23 protein-coding genes are annotated in these 24967 nt (G+C 55.1%); 4 read left to right on the forward strand and 19 right to left on the reverse strand.

The window, feature by feature from the left end; translation table 11 throughout:
• Positions 1 to 495: 495 nt before the first annotated feature.
• The 13 genes from L1F30_RS03725 to dksA form a co-directional block, all read right to left on the reverse strand.
• On the reverse strand, positions 496 to 870 hold the full coding sequence (locus L1F30_RS03725) for a hypothetical protein (protein WP_253359586.1): 375 nt from the start codon (positions 868 to 870) through the stop codon (positions 496 to 498).
• The gene (locus L1F30_RS03730; RefSeq protein ID WP_253359588.1) at positions 867 to 1814 is read right to left on the reverse strand and encodes a hypothetical protein; all 948 of its coding nucleotides are present in this window, start codon (positions 1812 to 1814) and stop codon (positions 867 to 869) included. The genes L1F30_RS03725 and L1F30_RS03730 overlap by 4 nt, the downstream gene beginning before the upstream one ends.
• A gap of 890 nt (positions 1815 to 2704) precedes the next feature.
• On the reverse strand, positions 2705 to 4144 hold the full coding sequence (locus L1F30_RS03735; protein WP_253359590.1) for a P-loop NTPase fold protein: 1440 nt from the start codon (positions 4142 to 4144) through the stop codon (positions 2705 to 2707).
• A 54-nt stretch (positions 4145 to 4198) separates the two neighbouring features.
• Positions 4199 to 4591, reverse strand: coding sequence for a hypothetical protein (locus tag L1F30_RS03740; RefSeq protein WP_253359592.1), 393 nt, complete (start codon positions 4589 to 4591; stop codon positions 4199 to 4201).
• A 1583-nt stretch (positions 4592 to 6174) separates the two neighbouring features.
• Positions 6175 to 7002: a 3-methyl-2-oxobutanoate hydroxymethyltransferase gene (gene panB / locus L1F30_RS03745; protein WP_253359594.1), complete on the reverse strand. Its 828-nt coding sequence runs from the start codon at positions 7000 to 7002 to the stop codon at positions 6175 to 6177.
• Positions 7003 to 7014: 12 nt separating this feature from the next.
• Positions 7015 to 7695, reverse strand: coding sequence for a deoxynucleoside kinase (locus L1F30_RS03750; RefSeq protein WP_253359596.1), 681 nt, complete (start codon positions 7693 to 7695; stop codon positions 7015 to 7017).
• Between the two features lie 18 nt (positions 7696 to 7713).
• On the reverse strand, positions 7714 to 8211 hold the full coding sequence (gene folK, locus L1F30_RS03755; protein WP_253359598.1) for a 2-amino-4-hydroxy-6-hydroxymethyldihydropteridine diphosphokinase: 498 nt from the start codon (positions 8209 to 8211) through the stop codon (positions 7714 to 7716).
• Positions 8211 to 9572, reverse strand: a complete 1362-nt coding sequence (pcnB, locus tag L1F30_RS03760) for a polynucleotide adenylyltransferase PcnB (RefSeq protein WP_253359600.1) — start codon at positions 9570 to 9572, stop codon at positions 8211 to 8213. Before pcnB ends, folK begins: the two co-directional genes overlap by 1 nt.
• A gap of 990 nt (positions 9573 to 10562) precedes the next feature.
• Positions 10563 to 11960 (reverse strand): sigma-54 dependent transcriptional regulator, encoded by a 1398-nt coding sequence (locus L1F30_RS03765; protein ID WP_253359608.1) that lies wholly within the window; start codon positions 11958 to 11960, stop codon positions 10563 to 10565.
• 52 nt (positions 11961 to 12012) lie between these two features.
• Positions 12013 to 14964, reverse strand: coding sequence for an ATP-binding protein (locus L1F30_RS03770; protein ID WP_253359610.1), 2952 nt, complete (start codon positions 14962 to 14964; stop codon positions 12013 to 12015).
• Positions 14954 to 15136, reverse strand: coding sequence for a hypothetical protein (locus tag L1F30_RS03775; RefSeq protein ID WP_253359612.1), 183 nt, complete (start codon positions 15134 to 15136; stop codon positions 14954 to 14956). Before L1F30_RS03775 ends, L1F30_RS03770 begins: the two co-directional genes overlap by 11 nt.
• A gap of 81 nt (positions 15137 to 15217) precedes the next feature.
• Entirely contained in the window at positions 15218 to 16114 is an 897-nt protein-coding gene (gene gluQRS / locus L1F30_RS03780; protein WP_253359614.1) for a tRNA glutamyl-Q(34) synthetase GluQRS, read from the reverse strand.
• 60 nt (positions 16115 to 16174) lie between these two features.
• Positions 16175 to 16621 carry an RNA polymerase-binding protein DksA gene (gene dksA, locus L1F30_RS03785; RefSeq protein WP_253359616.1) on the reverse strand — a complete coding sequence of 149 codons (447 nt, stop codon included), beginning with the start codon at positions 16619 to 16621 and terminating at the stop codon, positions 16175 to 16177.
• 213 nt (positions 16622 to 16834) lie between these two features.
• Here dksA and sfsA point away from each other — a divergent pair, with 213 nt between their 5' ends.
• Positions 16835 to 17545: a DNA/RNA nuclease SfsA gene (gene sfsA, locus L1F30_RS03790; protein ID WP_253359618.1), complete on the forward strand. Its 711-nt coding sequence runs from the start codon at positions 16835 to 16837 to the stop codon at positions 17543 to 17545.
• 72 nt (positions 17546 to 17617) lie between these two features.
• Here the strand turns inward: sfsA and L1F30_RS03795 are convergent, their stop codons facing one another.
• From L1F30_RS03795 to L1F30_RS03810, 4 genes are all read right to left on the reverse strand, one after another.
• Positions 17618 to 17974: a Rieske (2Fe-2S) protein gene (locus tag L1F30_RS03795; protein WP_253359620.1), complete on the reverse strand. Its 357-nt coding sequence runs from the start codon at positions 17972 to 17974 to the stop codon at positions 17618 to 17620.
• The gene (htpX, locus tag L1F30_RS03800; protein WP_305879918.1) at positions 17975 to 18868 is read right to left on the reverse strand and encodes a protease HtpX; all 894 of its coding nucleotides are present in this window, start codon (positions 18866 to 18868) and stop codon (positions 17975 to 17977) included.
• A gap of 238 nt (positions 18869 to 19106) precedes the next feature.
• Entirely contained in the window at positions 19107 to 19883 is a 777-nt protein-coding gene (locus L1F30_RS03805; RefSeq protein ID WP_253359622.1) for a cyclic nucleotide-binding domain-containing protein, read from the reverse strand.
• Positions 19884 to 19917: 34 nt separating this feature from the next.
• Positions 19918 to 20199: a TfoX/Sxy family protein gene (locus L1F30_RS03810; RefSeq protein ID WP_253359624.1), complete on the reverse strand. Its 282-nt coding sequence runs from the start codon at positions 20197 to 20199 to the stop codon at positions 19918 to 19920.
• Positions 20200 to 20312: 113 nt separating this feature from the next.
• Here L1F30_RS03810 and L1F30_RS03815 point away from each other — a divergent pair, with 113 nt between their 5' ends.
• Genes L1F30_RS03815 through cysE form a run of 3 tightly spaced genes read left to right on the forward strand, consistent with a single transcriptional unit; the run spans position 20313 to position 22412 of the window.
• A complete protein-coding gene (locus tag L1F30_RS03815; protein WP_253359626.1) occupies positions 20313 to 20981 on the forward strand; it encodes a M15 family metallopeptidase in 669 nt (222 codons plus the stop codon).
• Positions 20971 to 21630 (forward strand): HAD family phosphatase, encoded by a 660-nt coding sequence (locus tag L1F30_RS03820; RefSeq protein ID WP_253359628.1) that lies wholly within the window; start codon positions 20971 to 20973, stop codon positions 21628 to 21630. Before L1F30_RS03815 ends, L1F30_RS03820 begins: the two co-directional genes overlap by 11 nt.
• Complete coding sequence (gene cysE, locus L1F30_RS03825; protein ID WP_371922648.1) at positions 21627 to 22412, forward strand: serine O-acetyltransferase; 786 nt, start codon at positions 21627 to 21629, stop codon at positions 22410 to 22412. Before L1F30_RS03820 ends, cysE begins: the two co-directional genes overlap by 4 nt.
• Positions 22413 to 22430: 18 nt before the next feature.
• Here the strand turns inward: cysE and L1F30_RS03830 are convergent, their stop codons facing one another.
• Together L1F30_RS03830 and L1F30_RS03835 are read right to left on the reverse strand one after the other, a co-directional pair.
• On the reverse strand, positions 22431 to 23381 hold the full coding sequence (locus L1F30_RS03830; RefSeq protein WP_253359630.1) for an alpha-L-glutamate ligase-like protein: 951 nt from the start codon (positions 23379 to 23381) through the stop codon (positions 22431 to 22433).
• Between the two features lies 1 nt (position 23382).
• Positions 23383 to 24945, reverse strand: coding sequence for an inactive transglutaminase family protein (locus L1F30_RS03835; protein WP_253359632.1), 1563 nt, complete (start codon positions 24943 to 24945; stop codon positions 23383 to 23385).
• Positions 24946 to 24967: the final 22 nt, after the last annotated feature.

Raw genomic sequence — 24967 nt, forward strand, 5'->3', positions numbered from 1 at the left:
CGCGCAAAAAGTGACGAAGGAATCGTTCTGAGTGGGGTACTTGGTTCAGCACGTTCAATGCCGACCTAATAGCTATCTCAATTTATTTGGGTTGTTACTTTTCTTTGTGTGGCCAAAGCAAAGTAACCAAAAGAAAGGCCACCCCGGCTGCGCTAAATCCATTCAAAGCACTAAAGCTTGGGGTCGCGCTGACAGGCGCACCGTCGAGCGGCACCCAGGCACTGCCTGGCAAAGCTCAAATGGGCGTCCTGCGGACGGCCGCCCCGCGGATGGCCGCTCCGCCCATGTGACCGCAACCTTCAGTGCTTTGAAGGGCCGTTACACAAGGGGCCCCAACGGCGCGGTGCTGTAGTGGGGTTATTAATGCGTTAAGGCGAATGATGAGGAGATCCTGAGGTATGTGGCTGATCAAAAACCAAAAAAGGCAGCGCCGGCTGCCTTTATCCTAACTAAACGAAGTAAGTGAGCCGTATTGTTTACGACACTTGAATGGCGCTAATCAAATAGCCCCATTGAGTTGGCAGCAATAAATATCAACATTAGCGCAACTGAAATGGTATAGGTATACCAGAAAATTTTAGCCAAACCCCGGTCAAAAGTGCTGGTATGCTTTTCTAACAGATCTCTATCTGCATAGAGACCGCTTAGCGGACTTTGAGCCAATTTGTCTGTTATATACCTGGGCAAGGCCAAAGCTTGTGCTGCGTTCAAAATATCCCAGCCGCTGGCAAACTCACACCCTAACGCATTTTTGGTTTCTTCTGTTTTTCGAAGCCTTCGAACTGTTATTTGGCCAAAAAGAACAAATAAGATTAAAGCGATTAGCATCAAAAGTACTGAAAAGGCTAAGAGTTTTGAAAATAAAGTCATTTCGAACCTATTGCGCCCATAATTCCGTCATACCAACTACCGCTGTTATCTTTTATCGTATTGTTTACAGCAATGGAAGCTGTTGCTGCAGCACCTGCCACAGCTAAACCACCTACAATAAGACCTACCCATCCAATCGGTGTGGCTACCATTAGAAGCCCTAGTGCTGCAGTTCCAGCATGCACAGTAAGTATGCCCGCACCTGCACTTGCAGCGAAACTAGTGGACTCAATGAACAATTCCCGCTCCCATTCGCCGCCAGCTTTGTATTCATTATGAATATTGCCGATGCGGCTTGTAAAATCGATTACTGCAAGCCCGTTGCCCAGTACTTTGGCATGTTGGGTGAATTTTACCAAGTTATGGGCTTGTGCCTGTGATGTTACATTCAGCGAGGTGATATTTCTGCTGCTTTGGGCGATATTGGTAGCGCGCGTAGCGCTGGTGAGCGGCGTGCCCCGGCGTGAACGGATGCCCGCTGTTACGGCGTCGAGCTCGTGCCTGAACCTTACCTGCAATTTCTGGAAAGCATTAAACGCACGCTCCCTTGCTGCAGCCTTGAGGGCGGCGTTTGATTTGGCGGCGTGGCGATAGGCCATCAGGGCATCTTGGTATTCTTTAACGGCACCTGCAAAGCCACCCAGCCGGTTCGCATACATGCTGGTTGATGCCCCCATAAGGCCCACGTTGTACTCCTGCAGCTGTTTGGTCAGCTCGGCCAGCGCTAGGGTGTTATCCCCACCAAAGGTTAACGATAAATCCGTAAGGTTTTTGGCCGTGGTAGGGGCAGACAGGGTGGCCAGTATCTGTGATTCGCGCGGCCCCATGCTTTGCCCAAGCAGGTAGGGTGTGTAAGCGGCAATAGCCGACGGATTAGTGCATTGCCTACCGTGTAGCTGATTGGTATCGATACCGCAGGATTTACTTAGAAAATCTGCCTTCAATGGCTGATTGCACAACAATATCTCACTCATGCTGATCTCCTTGTGAGTGATTATGACAACTGATATGGCTGCTCGTTGGATAGACGTAGGTGTGCCAGCGTGGCAATGTGCAAGGCTTCCTTTCCATTGGTTTAACGCTCAGAGTCCATTCTTCCATTTGCATTTACACACCTGATATGTGCGTTTTTAAACCCCGTTTCTGGTGGTAATTGGGTGCGCTGCCAGGGCGGCATACGCTAACACAATAACGAAACAGCGAGAATTAAATTCATGAATTTTGGCACCTAGATTGACGGCCAAAAGAATAATTTAGTGCTGGCGTGCCAAATGAGTTTTATTCTATTTTCTCTGCTGGGTTGGACTTGGTGGAATGCCAATTGGTGGGTGCTATTGGGGTTGGTCAGGATTGAACCGAGTTGGTGCTAGCTCGTTTGTTTTGGTCTGGTAGTGAAATGATTCGCATTTGTCACCGACCCCTTTTCTATTAGACGTGCGACAATGAAATATCGGGCCATTCAATTGACCTAGTAAGCTGATAAGGGATGCGCTTTGTAACTAGGGTGGGCTCGGTTTCGCAAAGACTTGGGAAATCCGCTCGGCTAATTGCCGATAGCAAGGCCAGTATTGTTAAGCTAACCCACCTGTACATAACTACTCCTAAACAACTGTTAACCCGACTGATCGACAGCATGGCGGCGATTGAAAGCGGGTGTTGGATTGCGCGCCAAAATTCTTATCTGATCCCGATTTTCATCTTTTTTGATTGGTCGTGAAGTGAAATGATTCGCATTTGTCACCGACCCCTTTTCTCCTTTGCCTAACGTTGAAGCTGTGCGGTGCAAACGAAGCGCTGCGTAGCTTGCATACGAACGAGCGCCTTGTTAGCTCTTTTAGTTCCACTGTGATATCTGTTGTATTTTTTCATGAATGTCGGCAAAACGTCCCGAGCCAGAATGCCCCCATCCGTAACTCCACTGGTCTAAGTCACCTCTAATGGCCATTTCTCCATCTTCGTCAACAAAACCCGATCTTATTAAGATGTCTTTTTTGTTCTCTCCTTCGTCCATATGTATACCCCCGCCAGTAAGGAAAAGCAGGAACCACCACTCTATTTTTTCCCGATTCATTAACTGCTCTAAATAAGCAATTGCTTCATCAGAATGAAGATTTTGCGAGCCCAAAAGATTAAATATTTTAGGGTTGCCAACTTTAAATGCAGCCATGGCTAAAGATCCGGCGCCTAGGCACCAGTACAGCCGTCCTCTATTCTCTTCTGTTGTAGATAATATATGCCCAAGAATTCGAAATACTTCTTGTATTTGTCTTGGAGTAAGTTTTAATGCTCCTATGAGCTCGGAAATATTATCCACCAGATAGTGGTCTAACTTCATAAAACAGTGTCGTTCATTCTCGCGCTCTAGAAAGAGGGGTGCATAGGTAGAAGCCAGCCTCTTGTAACCTGCCTCAGTAATCTTAGGCAGCGTTATCTCACGATGGATAAACTTCCTATAATACTCTTCGAAATCGAGGTCTTGCCCAAACGCAGTTCTTGCTGAGTTTTCTAGCTGATGCCGATCGGCGGCAAGCAAGAAAACAGCGCCTTTTATATCGAAAATATGCTTAATTGTTTCTAAGTAAGTAATCGCATAATCAGGTCTGCACCTGTCTAATTCATCAACTAAAAACAATACTCTTTGCTCTGATTCAGCAACAATTTTCTCTATCTCTTCCTTAAGTCTCTTCATTGCATTCTTTCTGTCTAGATACAATGAAAACGAATCAGGGATTACTTGGTTAGTTTCTTCTCGTTCTCCCTTTTTCTTTTCAGCAAGATCTCCAGCAGCAACTGCATCGATACCCGTGAATTTATTAACCAATTGACTACCAATGGCAGTTGCAAACCATCCAAAGTCCTTCGCAGCATCAACTAAAGACCCTACACTCTTTCCATCAGTCTCTAAGCGTTCTATCAGCCCTGAAATAATTGCAAAAAGGGGATCGCCATAATAATCACTTTCCCAGGCATTTAACGAAATCACTAACTTCTTTTCAGTTTTTTCGGCTGCACCATTAAGAGACGATTTCCACATCTCAAGAAATGTCGTTTTTCCAGTTCCATATTTAGATGTTAGGGCTATTACAAGACCACCGTCGACATAATTGATCTCTGTTTCTATAAACTTTTCAAGCCTGTGAGCAAACGTTTCTAGCTCTAGCAAATCATTGCTGAATGTAGATATTTTCATTTTTTCCCTTAAATTTAACGCCGTGCTCAACGGCAGTTTGTAAGTTGTGATTTTGTGGATTACTTTTTCGAATAAAAACCACATAAATACGACTTGCAAGCTGTCCAGCGCACGTAGTGCGCGGCTTGCGGTAATTTGTTAGGCCATTTTATTTTCTTCAAGTACTTTCCGAAGCCCATTCAAAACCTCAGATTGAGTAATTTGTGAAAAACCAAATGCAAAATTACCCTGACTTTTTAATAAGTCTGGAAGCCATGGTTGTTCATTGAGCTTTGGCATTGGATCAAATAGCTGCCCGAATCCTCCGCTTAATCTATGAGTAAAATCTGGTTTTTCTGAAGGAGTGTATTTGTGAAATTTGAACACTGCCCTCAAATAATACTCTCTAGGACTGCCTTCACCTGCAATTAGCCAAATCCAATCCCCTTCTGTTGCTGCAACCGATTTATTTGTATAAATAGATAGGTTGTCTACATCCAAGGCGGGGTAACCCATTTTTTCCTTTTTGTGGTACTGAACAAAATGCTTCAAAAAATATCCTCTAACCGATAACTCTCGTTGTCTTATTGCCTAATAGCTGATTTATCTGCGAGTCTAAATTTGGTGGTCCAAAATTATATCCATTGGAGAACCAAAGTTAAGACTTGTTATCAGTAATGTCTGAGTAAATCTCGCGGGGCGGGCATTCAGACAACCTTTTCCTATTCAATGATGGCGCGTCACATGTCGCCTAAATAATCATTTTTATTTTTTATCCTAATTTTTTGTGACAAAGATCCTACCACAGGTTTTTTTTAACGTGCATACCCATTTTTTGGTGTGAAGTACAAAGGATTGGCCGTGGCACCCATCCCCTTGCGCAGCGGTGAACGGAAGCCTAATTCAACAGGTTAAATGGCCATGGATGGCCATTTAAGCGGCGTTCGCCAGGGACGGCGATTGCCGCGGCCTGTTGGATTTGGCTGGAGTGCACGGACCCGAAGGGCGCGCAGCCGGGGCGGCCTTTTTGGTTACTTTTTGGCCGCGCAAAAAGTGACGAAGGAGTCGATCGGAGTGGGGGGCTTGATTCAGCACGTTCGGTGCCAACTTGGTAATTAGCTGATTTTTTTGGGTTGTTACTTTTCTTTGTTTGGCCAAAGCAAAGTAACCAAAAGAAAGGCCACCCCGGCTGCGCTAAATCCATTCAAAGCACTAAAGCTTGGGGTCGCGTTGACAGGCCTCCTGCCTTGCAACGCTCAAATGGGCGTCCTGCCCATATGCCCCCAACCTTTAGCACTTTGAATGGCCGCTCCGCAAGGGGCCCCAACGGCGCGGCGCTGTAGCCGGTTTTAAACTACATCAACGCCAGTGGTCTTTTCCTTGTCTATCGCTGCATTGCTCGATGTGGCACAACTCCCCCTTGCGCAGCGGTGCACGGAAGCTGAAGCCAATAGGTTAAATGGCCATGGACCTCGGTGCCGCTTGACGGTATGGCCATTTAAGCGGCGTTCGCCAGGGATGGCGATTGCCGCGGCCTGTTGGATTTGGTTGGAGTGCACGGACCCGAAGGGCGCACAGCCGGGGCGGCCTTTTTGGTTACTTTTTGGCCGCGCAAAAAGTGACATAAGATTCCTACGAAGTGAGCTGGCCGATTGAGCAACTATGGTGCCTAACTTATATTCATTCTTATTGTTAGATTTGTTCATTTTCTTTTTGTACGAAAAGAAAACGAACCAAAAGAAACGTACCCCGGCTGCGCTAAATCCATTCAAAGCACTAAAGCTTGGGGTCGCGTTGACAGGCCTCCTGCCTTGCAACGCTCATATGGCCATCCGTGGCCATATGCCCCCAACCTTAAGTACTTTGAATGGCCGCTCCGCAAGGGGCCCCAATGGTGCGGCGCTGTAGTTGGTTCTGCGTGATATCAAAGCCTTGGTTACTTTTTGGCCGCGCAAAAAGTGACAAAGAAAAATGTACGAAAGGTGAATTTCGCAAGGGGCCCCAAAGGCGGCACGCTGTAGTTGGCCTGATTTACGCCAAGGCAAAAAACCAATAACTTCTGAATTTTTAATGATAAATAAACAAAAAAGGCAGCTATCGCTGCCTTCATCAAACCCTAAAATAAAAAACAAAACCTAATCAAAACAATGCTCACTGGCGGGGAACACGCCATTTTTCACATCATCGGCGTACTTGAGCATCGAGCCTGGAATATCGCCTGCTTCCAATAAAAAGTTTTTGGAAAACTTGGGCGGGTGTTCGGTGAGGCCTAGGATGTCGTTGATTACCAGCACTTGGGCATCGGTATCTTTACCCGCGCCAATGCCAATGGTGGGCATGGAGACTGCCTCGGTAATTTCCTGGGCGAGTGCCGAGGGCACGCACTCCAGCACCAGCAGATCGGCGCCGGCTTCGTCGAGCAATTTGGCATCGCGCAGCATCACTTTTGCCGCGGCTGCCTCGCGCCCCTGTACGCGGTAGCCGCCGAGCTTGTTAACCGACTGTGGCGTAAGGCCCAGGTGGCCGCACACGGGAATACCGCGCTCGGTGAGCTTGTGTACGGTATCTGCCACCCATTCGCCGCCTTCGAGTTTCACCATGTGGGCGCCGGCTTGCATGATGCGTGTGGCGTTGGTGAAGGCAAGCTCGGTGGTGGCGTAACTCATAAACGGCATGTCGCCCATGATCAGTGATTTGCTGTTGCCCCGGCGCACGGCCTCTACGTGGTAGATCATTTGCTCCATGGTCACCGGAATGGTGGAGTCGTAACCCAGTACCGTCATGCCGAGGGAGTCGCCCACCAGCAATACCTGTACGCCGCAGCGCTGGGCCATGGCGGCCATGGGGGCGTCGTAAAGGGCGACGGTGACAAACTTCTCACCCATGGCCTTCATTTTGCGCAAGGTGGTTACCGTGATGGGTTTCGACAGGGCCGATTCTTGGGTGGGTTTTCCGTAGGGCATGGTTGGCTCCCGTTACAGCTTGGGTGTGGGGTTGTAGTAGTGGCGGCCTGATTTAATGTTTAGCAGGTAATCCACCAGTTGCGCATAGTGATCGGCGTTGGAAACCAAGTCTAGATCGGTGGCGTTCACGATCAACAAGGGGGCGGCATCGTAAAAGTGGAAAAAGCGCATGTAGGCATCGTTGAGCCGGTTTAAATAATCGTGGCTGATCAGTTGCTCTACGGCGTTGCCGCGCTCGCGGATGCGCTGCATGAGCACATCGGTTGGGGCCTGCAGGTAAATCACAAGCTCGGGCTTGGGGCTGTTGAAGGTGAGCTTTTCATACACCTGCTGGTAGAGCGCAAATTCATCGTCGTCGAGCGTTACTTGGGCAAAGAGCTGGTCGCGCTCCATCAAAAAGTCTGCCACGCGCACAGGTTCAAATAAATCGTCTTGTTTTAACTCTTGCAGTTGTTGGGCCCGCTGAAACAAGAAAAACAGCTGGGTGGGCAGGGCGCTGTGCTTCGGGTCTTTATAGAAGCGTTCCAAAAACGGGTTTTCGCGGGTGTGCTCGAGCAGGGTGTCATAGTTAAAGGTGCGCGCCAGGTGCTTGGCCAACGTGGTTTTGCCAGCGCCAATGGGGCCTTCTACCGAAATAAAACGCGGTAATTTACAGTGGGTCAGATCCAATTGCAGGTCAAAAAAATCGGTCACTGCGTGCTCCTGGTAAGGTCAGCTGTCGGGCGCATCCGTTTCCAGCCGCGACAGGCCTTTCATCGTACATTGCTCCAAAAGGGATGCAAGTGTTCGGCCGTCTGGCAGGCAGGCTTGTGGGTAGATTTCATGCAGCGGGTAGAGCACAAAGTTGCGCTCGCACAGGTAGGCGTGCGGCACAGTCAGGCGCGGCAGGTCTATGCGTTGGTTGCCGTATAAGAGCAGGTCTAAATCCAGTGTGCGCGGCCCCCAGTGGGTCAGCCGCTCGCGTTTGTGGGCCTGCTCTATGGCTTGCAGTTGGTCTAGCAATGCCAAAGGCTCAAGGCTTGTGTGCAGCAGGGCGCAGGCGTTCAGGTAGTCGGGTTGGGTGGGACCTACGGCCACACTTTGGTAGAGCGACGAGCGCGCCACCAAACGGGTACCGGGCAATGCGCTTAAGCCCTCAAAGGCGCGCGCCAGTTGCGCGCGCGGATCGCCCAGATTGCTGCCCAGGCCAATGGCACAGGTTACCGGCATCAGGCTTGGGGTTTGGGCGTGTTCTTGCGGTGCCGACGGCGCTTGGTGCGCGGGCCCTGGCTGCCAAGGTCTTTAACCATTTGTTCCTGGCCTTGCTCGTCTGTGGCTTGAAAATCTGTCCACCACTGGCCCAGGCCATCGAAGTTTTCGCCGGCGCTTTCCCTAAGCAGCAGGAAGTCGTAGGCGGCGCGAAAACGGGGGTGGCTGGCCACGGCAAAGGCACGCTTGCCATTGCGATTGGGCAGGCGCAGCTGTAAATCCCAGATTTCGCGCATGGGAATCAAGAATCGTTTGGGCACGGCAATGGCGGCCAGTTGTTGGCTCACCACGGCGCCCGCTGCCTGGTTTAGCGCCATGGGCGCGCTCAGTTTTTGCTCAACCACCAGTTCGCGCAGCAGTTTGGCAACGGCAGGCCACAGGAGTGCGGCATAGATGAACGCGGGTGTTACCCGTTGTTCATTGCGAATGCGTTTATCGGTGTTGATCAGGGCGTTTTCAATGAGCCGCTCGGCCTGGGCATCGCCTGCGTGCAAAACGGCGTGGGTTTGGGCAAACAGGTGCGGCAGCAGCTGGTACTCGCGCAGCAAGCCAAAGGTGGCGGTGGCAGAGCCTGCCATGAACAGTTTCAGGCTTTCATCAAACAGGCGCGAAGACGATACCTGGCCCAGTAATTCTGCATTTTTGGCGATGGGGGCGGCGGTGTTGGGCTCTATGCTGAAGCCGAGTTTGGCGGCAAAGCGCACCGCGCGTAGCATGCGCACCGGGTCTTCTTTGTAGCGGGTTTCCGGGTCGCCAATCATGCGAATCTGGCGTTTTGCCAGGTCTTCCAGGCCGCCTTCGTAATCGTGAATGGTGAAATCTTTGGAGGTGTAGTAGAGCGCGTTGATGGTGAAATCGCGCCGGGCCGAGTCTGTTTCCAGGGTGCCGAAGACGTTATCGCGCAGCAGCATGCCGGAATCTGCCTGCTGGGAGTCGCGCTTGGATTCGGCCTCTGTGTGGCTGTCGCGGAAGGTGGTGACCTCCAGCAGCTCGCGGCCCATGCGCACGTGCACAATCTTGAAGCGGCGGCCAATGATGCGGGCACCGCGAAACAGTTGCCGCACCTGCTCGGGGGTGGCATCGGTGGCCAGGTCGAAATCTTTCGGGTTGCCGTCTAGCAACAGGTCTCTTACGCCACCGCCCACCAGATAGGCCTCAAAGCCTTCGGCATGCAGGCGCTTCATGGCCGACAGGGCACCGCGGCTGATATTGGCGCGCGAGATGCTGTGCTGGTCGCGGGGTACAACCCGCTTGGTCTGCTTGTGTGGGGCTGCAGCGCTCCCAGAGCGGGAGGGGAAGAGTGAGAAGAGTCGCTTCAACATAGGGGGATAGTCGGGCCCGGTTTCAAAGAAGGCGCGAGTTTACCACGGCTCGGGCAATTCGCTCACATTCTGATGCAGTGGGTGGTGGCAAGGTGGGTAACGGCCAGAAAGCAAAACGGGAAAGCCTTGGCTTTCCCGTCAAATTCTGTGTTACGTCCACATTGTTATGCTTATTAGGTGGTGCTTCCATGCCCGGGTTGGCAATTTGCTTACTGGCAAACCCTCTCCTAGTTTCGTAGTCAGTTAAATCGCTATCTTATTATTATTTGTTGTTTTTATTAGTTATTTGTACGTTTCTTATTATTTGTTGTTGTTATTAGAGTTTTCGTTTTTTCTTATTATTTGTTGTTTTTATTATGGGTCTTTAATTGTTTTTATTATCTATTGTTCTTATTCTGTTGCACTCTAATACATTTAGCGTGCCAACTTTATAAAACCCATATAAAACAACAAGTTATAAAGTTTGGAATAACGGGGCCATCAGTCGATAACCGTTGATTCGTTACCGTTACGCTCGTTCACTGTTACATTTCCATGACAAGGTAACACTTGTTACGACCAGTGGATTTGCGCATTTTTTGATCTTGGTCTACTTGCCCCTGGCATTCCCACGGTGTTGCCCCATGCTGGTGCCTGCTCTCGGCATTTGGGCGTGTTTGGTGCTAGTGCTGCTGGTGCGGTGATCGGCTTGTGCTGTTGCGCAGAAAGGCTTGTGCCGGCAAGGGGTTGCGCAAAATGCAGTAAAAATTCGCTGGCTAAAAATGCGCTGGCTAATTAAGACGCAAGCAGTAGCCTGGCACACAGGGCAATGGGGCCTGCACAGTGGGGGCTTGTGGCGCTTTAATGCCAAAGCGTGGTCGGGGTGCGGGCGGCTTGCAGCCAAACGCTTTGGTTTTTTTGGGGGGCAGGTAAGATTGGTAAGGCCTACAAATGAAAGCCCTTGGATAAACGGGCCTTGCGGCGAGGGTGGGGCGGCAGCGCCGGCCCCGGTTACCTGGCGGTGGCTTTCTTGCGGGGGATACCCAGGCGCTGGCGGCGCTCCCACAGGCACTTGCGGCTAACGCCAAGCTTTTTGGCCAGCTCCGTTTCGCTCATGGTGTCTTGGTGTTCGAGTACAAAGCGCTGGAAGTAGTCTTCCAGCGACAGATCTTCCGCCGGGTCTTCTTTTTTGGTTTTCGAGAGCAGCTTGCGCGGTTGCAGGTCGTCTTCGTGCAGGTCGTCGTCTTCTACGTCTACTTCCACGAGGTCGAGGTCTATCTCCAGCAGCTTGTGGCTGATTTCTTTATCATCGTTGCAGAGAATAATGGCGCGCTGAATGGCGTTTTCCATTTCGCGCACGTTGCCTGGCCATATGTAGGTGGTAATGGCCTGAATGGCCTCCGGCGAGAGCGACAGCGGTTGCTTGCCGAACTGGGCGCAAAAGCGGGTGAGCATGTGCTCGGCCAGCAGCAGGATATCGCGCCCGCGCTCGCGCAGCGGCGGCAGTGTGAGCTGCACGACATTGATGCGGTAGTACAAATCTTCCCGAAACTTGCCTTCCTGGGCCAGTTTGCGCAGGTCGCGGTGGGTAGCGGCCACCAGGCGCACATCCACCTTGTGGGATTCCACCGAGCCAATGGGCCGCACTTCACCTTCTTGCAGTACCCGCAGCAGGCGGGCCTGGGCCTCCAGGGGCAGCTCGCCGATTTCATCGAGAAACAGGGTGCCACCGTCGGCGGCGGCCACCAGGCCTTCGCGCTGGCTGGCGGCACCGGTAAAGGCGCCTTTTTCGTGGCCAAACAGTTCCGATTCAATGAGTGTTTCGGGAATGGCGGCGCAGTTAACGGAAATCAGCGGTTTCTCGGCGCGGGGGCTTTCTGCGTGAATGGCCTTGGCTACCAGCTCTTTACCGGTGCCGGTTTCGCCGTGCACCAGCACCGTGGCGCCGGTGGGGGCTACTTTGTGGATCTTGGCGTACAGGGCCTTCATGACGTTGGAATTGCCAATCATGCTGGCCACGCCCGCCTGGTTTTCCTCGGGCGCCTGGCGCGCCGCGCGGTTGGCTTTGCCGATTACCCGCTTCACGGCCGCTAGCATTTCATCGTGGTCGAAGGGCTTGGCGATGTAATCCACCGCGCCCATGCGCATGGAGTCTACCGCTGAGCGCAGGCTGGCGTAGCTGGTCATGATCAGCACGGGCACCTCGCCCGACAGGGTGATCAAATCGGTGCCGGGCGCGCCGGGCAGGCGCAGATCGCTGATGATCAGGTCGAAACTGGTGAGGTTGTGCTTGGTGGTAGCTTCTTTGACCGAGCCGGCCTCGCTCACCACGTATTTGTTGCGCTCGAGCAGCTTGCGCAGGGCCATGCGGATGATGGGTTCGTCTTCAACGATCAGGATATGGCTCATGGTGTTTCTTTTCGCTACACGTTAACGGGCTAGTGTTACCAACCCGGCGGCGTTATGCAAGGGGTAGGCGGATATCAAACCGCGTTCCCCGGCCGGCCTCGGTATCCACGGGGCTTGTGACGCTCAGGCTGCCCTTGTGGTCTTCAACAATGGAGTACACCATGGCGAGCCCCAGGCCCGTGCCTTGGCCCGGTTCTTTGGTGGTAAAGAACGGCTCCATAATGCGATCCATCAGTTCCGGCGGAATGCCCGAACCCTCGTCTTCTACGCTCACCACCACATGCTCTTCGGCCTCGTCGCTCCACAGGCACACCTCGGCGCCCTCGGGGCTGGCATCGCGGGCGTTAGAGAGCAGGTTCACAAATACCTGGATCATGCGCTGGCTGTCGCCCAACAGGCTGATGTCGGGTTCTATGTGGTTGGTGAATATCACTTGTTGCTTGTCTTTTTGCAGCGAAATCAAAGCGATGGCTTCCTGCGCGCAGGTGTGGATGTTCATGGGCTCCACCAGCCGTTCCTCGCCGCCGCCCGAGTGGGAGAAGCTCACCAGCGAGTGCACAATGCGCGATACGCGGTCTGTTTGGCTCAGAATCTGGTCTGCGGTGGCGTGCACTTCCGGTTCTTGGGAGTCGTAGTGCAGGTTTTGCGCAAGGCAGGCAATGCCGGTGATGGGGTTGCCAATCTCGTGGGCCACACCCGCCGCCAGCCGCCCCACGGAGGCCAGGCGCTCACTGTGCACCAGCTCCTGTTCAAGCAGCTGGGTTTCGGTAACGTCTTCCAGCAGGATCACCTGGCCGTCGAACAGGCCGTCTTCCACTTCTGTTTGTTCAAGCAGTGCCTTGTGCAGGCTGATCCAGTGGGTGCGGTGGTTGATTTCCACGCTTTGCTTGTAGCGGTGGTTGTCTTCACTGTGGGCAAAGCTGCGAATCAGGCTGCCCCATGGGTCTGCCAGGTCTTCCAGGCTTGAGCCGGTAACGGCCTCGGCATCAATACCGGTGAGCCGGCTCATGGCGTCGTTCCACATCATGATCTCGCCGTCCTGGCCCAGAGAGCAGGCGGCCATGGGCAATAGTTGCAGGGTTTGGCGGTGGTACAGGCGCAGTTTGTTGAGTTCTGCCGCCATGCCGGTGAGGTGCGATTGCAGTTGCCCTAAGCGGCTTTCCATCAGGTTGATGTCGGCGGTGTGGCGCTGTTCACTCACAGCGTAGGGGATGCAGCGGTCGAGAATATCGTTGGCGATGCCGATGCCCATCAAGCCCGAGAGGTTGGCCTCAATCTGATCGCGCAGGCGGCGCAGGGCGTAGGGGCGGCGTTCATCAATGGTGAGCGAGAGCTGCCCTAGCGCCCGGGCCACTTCATCGCGCGCCGATTGTGGCCCCAGCACTTCGGCCAGGCGGGCGCGAAATTCCCGGGCCGAGCGCAGCTCAAGCGACAGCCGCAGGGGTTGGGATAGCTCGTCATCGGCGCAGATATCGGCACTGAAGCGCTCGTCTTCGCCCTGGCTTGTAAGCAGCGACAGCAGCACAAATACCAGGGTGTTGGCGCCCAGCGAAATGAGCGTGATTTCGCTCCAATAATTGATGCCCACGGGCAGTGCCAGGCCCAGGCTTGGCAGCTGGTAGAGGGATATATCCAGTACCGAGGGCATGAACAGCCCCATAAACCAGAGGCTCGCGCCCAGTGCCAGGCCACAGGTGGCGCCCAGGCGATTACCCTTGGGCCAGTAGGCCACCGCCGAGATGCTGGGCAAAAACTGCAGGGTGCCAATAAACGCCATCAGCGCCAATTGTGCCAGCGAGAAGTTGCTGTCGAACCACAGGTACAGCCCGAAGCCCGATAAAAACACCACGCAAATCAGCACCCGGCGCAACCACATCAGGCGCGCGTAGATGTCGGTTTGGTAGCTCAGCTGCAGAACCGGCAGCAGCCAGTGGTTGAGCAGCATGGTGGCCATGGCCAGCGCAATCACCACCATGGCGCCGGTGGCCGCCGAGAGGCCGCCAATAAAGGCGATGAGCGTGAGGGTAGGGGCCTCGCCGTAAATGGGCACACCCAAGGTGAAATACTGGGCAGGCAGGGGCACACCCAGCTCGAAACCGGCCCACAGAATGGGGAACACCGGCAGTGCCATGAGCAACAAAAACAGCGGGAACGCCCAGCTCACCGTTTGGGTGGTGTGCTTCATGGGGTTTTCCACCACGCTCATGTGAAAGATGTGCGGCATGGCCACGGCGGTGGCAAAAAATACCAGCATCAGGGTGGAGCTGGCGGAATCTTTCATGGGGTTGTGCAGCAGGGCGATGTTTTCCGGGTGATCCAGCAGCCATTGGTCGAGCCCGGCCACGCCATCGAATACATTGAATACCGCAAACAGGCCCACCGCGCAGATGGCGCACACCTTTAACAGCGATTCAAAGGCCATGGCGGTAATCATGCCCCGGTGTTGCTCGCGGTTAGAGCCGAACATGCTAGTGAAGGTGGCCAGCAGGGCGCAGTACATAAAGGCCAGCACCTGTTTTAGGGTCACGCCGCTTTCGCCCAGGCCCCAGGCGGGAAGGCTGTCTACGGTGATGATGCGCAGGGTGTCTGATACCGCCTGAATCTGCAGAGCCAGCAGCGGCAATACGCCCAAAAACATGCACAGGGTGCCGAGCGCGCCCAAGAGGTTTGAGTGGTAGCGAAACACCAGCAAATCGGCCAGCGAGTGAATCTGGTAGCGGCGCGCCAGATCTGCCAGCGGGCGAATGGCCACCGGGGCAAACAAAAACAGGGCGCCGGTGCCCAGGTAATAGGCCAGTGCGCCGTAGCCATACTGGAAGGCCAGATCCACCACCCCATAGAAAGACCAGGCGCTGGCGAAGATTCCCAGCGACAAAATGTAGGTAAGCGGGTGGCGAATGACGCGGTCGGGAATCCAGCCGTTTTCGGTAATCCAGGCGATGCCGAAAATGAGCAGCAAATAGCCCACACACAGCAATGAAATTTCAATCAGGCTAAAGGTCATTGCGCTTCGACTTGCCGGCGGCTTGAATGAAGTAAGCAATTACTATCACTAAAACCCAGATAATAAATGGCCGGTACCAGGAACCCTCTTCATTGATCACCCAGCCAAACAGCGTGGGAGAGAAGATATAGGCCACCAGTAACAGGAGGATGATCAGGCGTGAATTGGGCATGAATTCCGGTCGTTGTGCGCAAGCGGCCCATGGTAAGTGGCGGCCCTGCACTTGGCAACGAGAGCGCGCACAAAATCCGCCTCAGTGGCTAAACAGCGGGTCTGTGCAGTTGGGCTGGCGCGGCACCCGGGCTGCCTGCCAGTGCGCGGCACCCCAGGTAAGCAGCGCACCCGGTGATTGGCTTTCAAGGGCTTGGGGCGGCTGTTGGCCGAGCAGGCGCAGGGCGTGGTAGAGGTTGAAACCCGGGCGCGTAAGGTCCAGCGCCGGGGCGTGATTTTGCTTGCTGAGCTTTTGGCCTTGCAGGTTGTTGATGACGGGGATGTGTGCCCACCGGGGCGGTGTGGCACCCAGAATTTCGAACAGCAACTGTTGGCGCGCACTTACATCCAGCAAATCGGCCCCGCGCACCACGTGGCTAATGCCCTGGTGTATGTCGTCTACCACCACCGCCAGTTGGTAGGCATGCAGGCCGTCTTTGCGCTTTAGAATGGTATCGCCAAAGTCCTGCGCGGGCACCTGCCGCTGGGGCCCTTGAATGGCATCTTCAAAGTACACGGGGCGCTCGGGTGCGGGCAGGTGCAGCCGCAGCGCGGTGGCCTCAGCGGGCGCGGGTGGTTGGCGCAGGCAATGGCCGTCGTACACCCGCCCAAGGCTGTTTAGCCGTTGGCGGTTACAACTGCAGGGGTAGAGGAACCCGTGGTTTGCAAGCCAATCGAGTTGTGCGTCATAGGCGCTCAGGCGGCGGCTTTGAAACAGTACCGGCTCATCGGATTCCAGACCGTGTACGGCCAGTGCTTCAATAATGTGTTGGGCGGCGCCGGCCACTTCGCGGGGTGGGTCTAGATCTTCCATGCGCACAAGCCAGGTGCCCTGGTGGGCGCGGGCGTCCAGCCAGCTGGCCAGTGCGGCCATCAGGCTGCCAAAGTGCAGGGGGCCTGTGGGCGAGGGGGCAAATCTGCCGCGGTAGGGGCGGTTCATGGGCGCGGTGCCTAAAAACAACAAAGGGCGATAAATCGCCCTTTGAATCGGTACTGGCGTTTAGCCGCCAATCTGTTTTTCTTTGATTTCCGCCAGGGTTTTGCAATCTACACACAAGGTGGCTGTAGGGCGCGCTTCCAGGCGACGGATACCAATTTCAACGCCACAGGTTTCGCAGTACCCGTAATCGTCTTGCTCAATCAGCTCAATGGTTTTATCGATCTTCTTGATCAGCTTGCGCTCGCGGTCGCGGGTGCGCAATTCCAAACTGAACTCTTCTTCCTGACTGGCACGGTCGGCCGGATCGGGGAAGTTGGCAGCCTCATCTTTCATGTGGCTCATGGTGCGATCCACTTCTTCCATGAGTTCACGCTTCCAGTTCAGAAGGATGCTCTTGAAATGATCGCGCTGCTTTTCATTCATGTACTCCTCACCCTTCTTTTCTTTGTAGGGTGTGAAGTTTGTTGAGCCATCCATTACTGACTCTTTGGCTGCATTTTTGGGCATGTTGACGCCTCTTCTAAAACTTCCGGGTTGTGCAGAATGGGGGTGGCCGCGTGAATTTCAAGCCCCCCCTGTTGCGAACGGAGCAAACTACCAGATTCCGGGGCGGCCCGCCACTGTTTTGCCGTCGGTTTGGGCGCCGCTTGGGTGTTACACTGCGCGCAGTTTTACCGGGATTTTGGCTAAAAAATAACCGCCACCAAGAGGGCACACGCAATGCAATTTGATCCGCCGTTAATTGAGGGCAAGCTCATCAAACGCTACAAGCGATTTCTGGCGGATGTGATCAGCCCCGAGGGTGAGCAGATTACCATTCACTGCCCCAATACCGGCTCTATGCGTGCCTGCCTGAGTGAGGGCGCGCCCTGCTGGTACTCGCTATCAGACAGTAAAACCCGCAAATACCCGCACACCTGGGAGCTTGCCACCACGCCCGATGGCTTTTTGGCAGGCATTAATACCCATCGCGCCAATGCGTTGGTGGAGGAGCTTTTGCGCGCGGGCCGGGTGCGTGAACTTGCCGGTTACAGCGAGCTCAAGCGCGAGGTGAAGTACGGTGAAGAAAAATCCCGCATCGATTTTTTACTGACGCAACCCGGGCGCCCAGATTGCTACGTGGAAGTTAAAAACGTCACCCTGCACGAGGGCGATGGCCTGGGCCAGTTTCCCGATGCGGTGAGCACGCGCGGTGCCAAACACCTGCGCGAATTGGCGGCCATGGTGGCAGCGGGCCAGCGCGCGGTGCTGCTGTTTTGCGTGCAGCACACGGGTGTTACCCGGGTGGCACCGGCCGATGCCATTGACCCGGAATACGGGCGTTTGTTGCGTGAAGTGGTGGCCGCTGGGGTGGAGGTACTGGCCTGGCGGGCGCGTATGTCGGCCGCGGAAGTGGTGCTGGATACACCGTTGCCGGTAGTGCTGGATTAGGGGTTGCCGAACGAAGCGTTCATGCCTTGGTGGCCGGTTCCGGCCGCGCAGATGCTGCAAACTGAAGTGCTGTTACGGCACTTTGATAAGCAGTTGGCCTGCGTCAGTTTTTATGGGCAGTGGGCGCAGTGATTGCCCGCGGCAGGGGCCGGCGATGCACTCGCCGTCTTCAATCAGAAACAGCGCGCCATGGGTACTGCACTGAATGAACTCGCCTTCGGCATCCAGAAACCGGTCTGGCTGCCACTGCAATTCAATGCCCAGGTGCGGGCAGCGGTTTTCAAAGGCGAAATAGCAACCGCCCTGATTGACTACAAACAGGGCGGTGCCGTTGATTGAAAACTGTTTGCTCTGCCCGGTGCCGATGGCATCGGCGGGGCAGAGCGGGTACCACTGCGGCGTGGTGGCCTGGCCTTCGGGCAGGGTCACTTAAGCACCCTGTTGCAAGGCCCGAATGCGGTCTTCCAGGCGCGGGTGGCTGGCAAACAGGTCGCCCAGCTTCGAGCGCAGGTTGCCGTTAATGCCAAAGGCATAAAGGCTGTCTGGCATGCTGGATTCGAGCGCGCGTTTTTGTTCCAACTGCAAACCTTGCAGCGCGCGGATCATGCCCTGGCGGCTGGCCAGTGTGGCGCCTGCGTGGTCGGCGCGAAATTCCCGCCAGCGTGAAAACTTCATCACAATAATTGAGGCCAAAATACCCAGCACCAGTTCGGCAATAATGGTGGTGATAAAAAAGCCCAGGCCGTGCCCGTTTTCGTTTTTGAATACCACCCGGTCTACGGTGCTGCCGATAATGCGGGCGAAAAACATCACAAAGGTATTTACCACGCCTTGAATGAGCGACAGGGTCACCATGTCGCCGTTGGCCACGTGGCCAATTTCGTGGGCCAGCACGGCTTCAACCTGCTCTTGATCCATGCGGTCGAGCAACCCTTGGGAGACGGCTACCAGGGCATCGTTTTTGTTCCAGCCAGTGGCAAAGGCGTTGGACTCCTGGGCGGGGAAAATACCCACCTCAGGCATGGCAATGCCGGCTTTTTTGCTCAGGCGCTCAACGGTTACCAACAGCCATTGCTCCTGGTTATTGCGTGGCTGGGTGATAATACGCGTGCCGGTGCCGCGCTTGGCCATCCATTTAGAGATAAAAAGAGACACCATGCTGCCTGCCATGCCGAATACGGCACAGAACACCAGCAGCGCACCCAGATCCAGGCCCGAACCCGAGGCTGCGAAGTAGGAGTTAACGCCCAGCAGGCTGAGCACAATACTCGCCACCAGCACCACGGCCAGGTTGGTTAACAGAAATAAGCCAATTCGCATCACAATAAACACCCTCACATCATTAATAGGCGCATACGGCCTTCACGGAGAGTTAGATGGTGGCGAGTGTGAAAAATTCAATATGGGCGCACTCACACGCCGGGACTTTCACGCCAGAGGTGGGGCAGTAGGTCGCAGGCCGCCTGTTGTTGAGCGGCCCGTTGCGGACGGCCAGTTGTGAACGACCAGTTGCGGACGGCCAGTTGTGAACGGCCAGTTGTGAACGACCGAGTTGCGGCGCTTAGCTACCTGCAGCCACTTGCTGGTTGAGCTGATTGATTTTGGCTGCCATCTCCTCAATGAGGCTGATGCAAATGTGCGGCTGGTGCTCTACCAGGTCTATGAAGTCTTCCTTGCGCACGGCCATTACCGAGCAGTCGGTTTTGGCAATCACACTGGCATTGCGGGGCTGGCGGGTAAACACTGCCAAGGCGCCAAAAATCTCATCAGTGTGGATGTCGCCCACTTTCACGCCATCGCGCACGGCCTCGGCACTGCCCTCCAGCAAGGTGTACACGCAGTTGGCGGTGTCGCCCTGGTTGATAATGGCCTCGCCTGCAGAGAACGACATAAAGCCCGTGTTGGGCTGAAAGGTGCCGCGGTTTTCCATGGCGAAACACTCGCGAAAAAACGTGGCCATGCAAATCAGGTAGTGGGCCCAGTGCTTTTGTAATTCGGCACTGCTGTTAACATGTCCAATCAAGGCATCGCGGTTGATCACCAAGCAGCGCGCCTGGTTGCCGATGAGCTTGCCCTCTGGCAGTTGCAGCATGCGCGACAAGCCCAGCAGGTCGCCGGCTTCGTATTCCAGCAGTAGCTTGCCCTTGCGTTCCAGATTAACGCTGCCCTCGGTGATGAGCAGCAGTTGGTTGGCGGGCAGCTCGGCGAAGATGTCGGGGCTCTGCGCAAAATACATAGACTCGCCGGCCGGCACGCCTTGGGTGAGCAGCTCGGTCAGGCCGCGCAGCTTCTGCGTTAACTCACTTAAGTGTTCAGATTGTGTTTCGGGTAGGTGCATAAGTGCGCTCGCTGTGCTGGCAAAGGGCGATGCGCTAGCTCGGTTCGGCTGCGCTCTCGCGTTCGGCTTCTTCCACTAATTTGGCTTTCAGATCGGGCGCCAAATCGTTCCAATGGGTGTCGGTTAAAGCGCCCTGCAAAGCATATAACATTACCTTGGAGACATTAATACCGCGCGCCTTGATGCGGCGGTAAGCGGCAACTGGCCCCACAGCTTTCAAATCATCGTAGCTGTTGATGCCAATAGCACGCAATATATTGACCGAAGCTGCGCCGAGGTTCTTTAAATCCTGTAAATCGCCCTGACTAGACGTCATAGTGTCTTGCTCCTGCAGTTGCTTTTATTATGGTTTGACCCGCATGCGGGGCAGGCATGTCGCTTTTATGTCGAAACGCTATAATACCCCTTGATTTGATAAGCGCAATCTCAATGATTTCAAAATTCGCTCCGGCCAACCCGTTGATTTATGGCATAGCCCCGCCACCGCTGGTGTCGTGCCTGGGTGGGCAGGTGCAACCGGCGCTGGTACCGGCGCTCGAAAGCCTGGCCCAGGCCGCCCAAGACGCGGGATTTGCCCCCGCCATTGCCAGTGGTTATCGGGATTTTTCGCGCCAGCTGGCTATTTTCAACGCCAAGGCGCGCGGTGAACGGGCTTTGCTCGATAGTCTCGGCGCGCCCTTGGTGGCCAAAGTGCTCGCACCCGATGCCTTGCTGGCGGCTATATTGCGCTGGTCGGCACTGCCGGGCGCCTCGCGCCACCACTGGGGTACGGATTTCGACATCTACGATACCAGCGTGTGCACGGCCGGCTACCGGTTGGCGCTTACCGTGGCCGAATGCGAGGGGGTTATGGCGCCCTTTCATGCATGGTTGAATGAATACCTTAGCTCCCAATCCGCCTTTGCCCGCCCCTATGAGCAAGACCAGGGTGGCGTGGCGCCAGAGCCCTGGCATTTAAGCTACACACCTCTGGCCGAGCCCTATAGCCAGCAATTTAATTGCGCCGAGCTACACGCGGTGCTGGCGCAGGCAGATATCGCCTTAAAAGATGAGGTGCTGGCGGCGCTGCCCGGGTTGGTGGCGCGCTATGTCGTTTAAGCCGCTGGTGATTTTCGATTGTGACGGCGTGCTGGTGGATAGCGAGCCTGTGGCCAACCGGGTGTTGGCCCAGCACCTGCGCGCTGCCGGCATTAATATGACCGATGCCGAGGTGCAGGCCCGCTTTAAGGGCAACAGCGCCCGCCAGTGCCAGGCTATTATCGGCCAATGGCTGGGCGCGCCTGGCACCGATGAATTGTGGCGGGTGATGCAGGCACAAACGCTGGTGCAGCTTGCCGGTGTGCAGCCGGTGCCAGGCGTCACACAGGTATTGGCCGAGCTACAGCAGGCGGGCCTGCCCTTTTGCGTGGCCTCGGCGGGCGATTACGAAAAAATGGCCATCACCCTCGGCAATACGGGCTTAAAGGCACGCTTTGGGCTGAGTTGTTTCAGCGCGGTGGATGTGCCCAAGAGCAAGCCCGCGCCCGATCTGTTTTTATGGGCGGCCGCCGAAATGGGGGTTGCGCCCGAACACTGCCTGGTGGTGGAAGACAGCGTGCAGGGCGTGCAGGCGGCGCAGGCGGCGGGCATGGCCGTGTGTTGGTATCAGCCCGATGCGCCGCAACCGGCAACGCCCGATGTGTGGGTATTTAGCGATATGGCGCAGTTACCTGCCCATATTCTCACCTGGCAGGAGCAGTTTTTATGATGGCGGTGGCCAACTTGTGGCAAATCATGCGCGATGAAGCCCGCACCTTCAGTAAAGATGAGCCGGCACTGGCAAGTTTTTACCACGGTGCGGTGCTCAATCACCCCACCTTGTGCTCGGCATTGAGCTACACCCTGGCGCTCAAGCTCGACAGCGCCAACTTGCCCGCCATCTTGTTGCGGCAGGTAATTGATGAGGCGCTGGCCGCCGAGCCCGCCATTGTGCAGGCGGTAACCCGCGATGTGCAGGCCTGCCTGGAGCGCGACCCGGCCTGCCACTATGCGGTGATGCCGCTGCTCTTTTTTAAAGGCTTTCAGGCCCTGCAGGGCTACCGCATTGCCCATTGGTTGTGGCGCCACGAACGGCGCGCACTGGCCATGTATTTTCAAAACCAGATTGCCGAGACCTTCAGCGTAGACATTCACCCGGCAGCCAAATTGGGCGCGGGTATCATGATGGATCACGCCACCGGTATTGTGATCGGTGAAACCGCCGTGGTGGCAGACAATGTGTCTATGTTGCACGGTGTTACCCTGGGCGGCAGCGGCTACGTGAAAGGCGATCGTCACCCGAAGGTGGGTAAGGGCGTGCTGATTAGCGCCGGGGCAAAATTGCTGGGTAATATCGCCATTGGTGCGGGTGCCAAAATTGCCGCCGGCAGTGTGGTATTAAGCTCGGTGCCGGCGGGCAATACGGTGGCCGGAGTGCCTGCAAAAATTGTGGGCGCTCCGAAATCGCCAAATCCGGCAAGCCAGATGAATCACAACTTGCCAGAGGAATAGGGCAGCGCGTGGGCTGCGCTATAACCCGAAAGCCTGCTGGGAAAACGCCACGCGTTGCTCTACGTTTTGTGGCCCTTGCTCGCACTGGGTATCAATCACTTTCAAACGATTTAACAAACCCGTTTGGTTGGCCACCTGAATGGATAGGCCGGGGCGTGCGTTCAATTCAAGAATGAGTGGGCCGTAGAGTTTATCGAGCACGATATCTGCACCCAGGTAGCCCAGGCCCGTCATCTCATGGGCGCCGCAGGCGAGCATTAATATGGCGTGCCAGCTGGGTACTTCCAAATCGTCGAAGGCGTGATTTGTATCGGGGTGTTTGTTTACCAGGCTCCCGTTTTGCACCGCGCAAATAGCGCGTCCGTTGGCGAGGTTCAGGCCCACGCCCACTGCGCCCTGGTGCAAATTGGCCTTGCCGTCTGAGCTGTGTGTGGCGCAGCGAATCATGGCCATTACCGGGTAGCCGCGATACACCACCACGCGCACATCGGGCACGCCTTCATAGCTGTATTGCGCAAGCGCCTCATCAAAATTTATCAGCGCCTCAATCATGGCCTGATCGGTGCGCCCGCCAAGGCTGAACAGGCCAGATAAAATATTGGAGGCGTGGCGGGCAATGTAATCCACACTGACGCGTTGGCCAGAGGGTTTGATGAAGTCGTTACCATCGCGGCCCACAATCACCAAAATGCCTTTGCCGCCGCTGCCCTGTACGGGTTTGATAACGAACTGGGTGCGCTCGCCAATTAGGTTGAGCAGGGTTTTTATTTGAAACTGGTGTTCAATCACGCCTACCAATTCCGGCACCGCCACGCCCGCCGCTTGCGCTGCGAGTTTGGTTTTTAATTTGTTGTCTACCAGTGGGTAGAGGCTGCGCTTGTTGTAGCGCAAAATGCACTGCACGTTGCGGCGGTTCATGCCCAGCACGCCCGCCTCACGCAACTTGCCGGGGCTTGCAAACCAGCCCATGTTATTGGCCCGCCTGTTGGCTTTTAGCCGCCTGCTTTTGCGCGGCAATCATATGGCGGAAGCGATACAGCTCGCTTAAGCGGTAGCCGCTGTACTGGCCAATCATCAAGATCAGCGCCAACAGCACCAGCGATAACTCGGGGAAGTTAAAGGTGAGGTGCTTGGCAATGCTATTGGTCATCAAGCCGTAGGCGATGATGGCCACAATCAAACTGCCGCCCCCTTGTTTTACCACATCGCGCGGGCCCTCTTCTTCCCACAGGGTAGACATGCGTTCGATGGTCCAGGCCAGAATAATGGTGGGGAAGAAGGTCACGCTCATGGCTGAATCGATGCCGAGCTTGTAGCTGGCAATGCTGAAAAATGCCATTAGCCCGAGCACCACAATAATCACCGCCGAAACCCGTGCCACCAGCAGCAGGTTTAAATGGCTCAGGTAGTAGCGAATCCAGAGGCCCACACCTACCACCAGCAAAAACATGGGCAGGCCCGCCAGCAAGCCGGTTTCAATGAATGCCAGGGCAATCAGAATGGGCATAAAGGTGCCTGAAGTGGGCAGCCCTACAATGATGCGCAAAAACACCACCACCAGCGCGCCGATGGGAATTAACAGCAGTGTTTTGAATACACCTTGCTGTTCTACGGGCAGCGAGTAAATGCTGAAGTCGATCAATGCCGCCTGGCTGGATAAATCTTGCATCATGGCCACGGTGCGAGCCGGCACTGTGTTCACTACCATGGAAAATTCCACGTTGGAATTCACACCACCGATGACATCCAGCAGTGAAATGCCGCCGCGCTGCCACACCAAAAAGTTATCGGGCAAACCGCGTTCGCCGGTTTCCGGGTTGAACTGTATCCACTCGCCCTGGGAGTAGATTTCCAGCAATTGTGCGTAGTTGGCCCGGCGCCGGCCATCTTGCAGGTACACGCCCTTTACTGTTTGAAAGTGGATGCCACGGTAGGCCAGAAGCTTGGCGGCAACGGCCATGGCATCATCGTTGTTGGCCGACAGCAAAAAAGATACGTCCTGGGATTTTTCCCGGGCGTTGAGCTTGCTCAGCATCAGCTGGGTAAAGCTTGCATCAGTGCCGGATACTTCATTCAGGTGTTCGAAAAAGATGCGCAGCGATTCTCGCTCGCTCGGGTAGGTGCGTGGTTTGGCCACTTCGCCTTCGGGGGCGGCGGGTTCACTTAAAATTTTGTTGTCGTGCACCACTTGCATTTTGTAGTGCAGGGTAATGGCCGATTTATTGTTGGCATCGCGCCGGCTCCAGCGCGCGTAGCGGCGCTCGCGCTCTTCATTGATTAAAAAGCCAAAGCCCGAAGACGAAAAGTTTTCATCAATAATAATGCCGTTGCCGTGCTTTTCAGGCAGCGCCAGGGTGACCTCAATGGGGTCGCCCGTGGGTTCAAAGGATATTTTTGATTGCAGCGTCCAGACGTTGCGCGATTCGCCGGGCCACAGCGGGAAATCGAGCGCGAGGTTTTTGTACAATGCGCCGGAGGTGCCGATAACGGCAAGTAGGGCGGCCACAATAAATAGCTGAATGCGTGCTTTCATAGTTGACCTTGAGCAGGGGGCT

The organism is Simiduia sp. 21SJ11W-1 (assembly GCF_024138675.1).
Taxonomy (GTDB): domain Bacteria; phylum Pseudomonadota; class Gammaproteobacteria; order Pseudomonadales; family Cellvibrionaceae; genus Simiduia.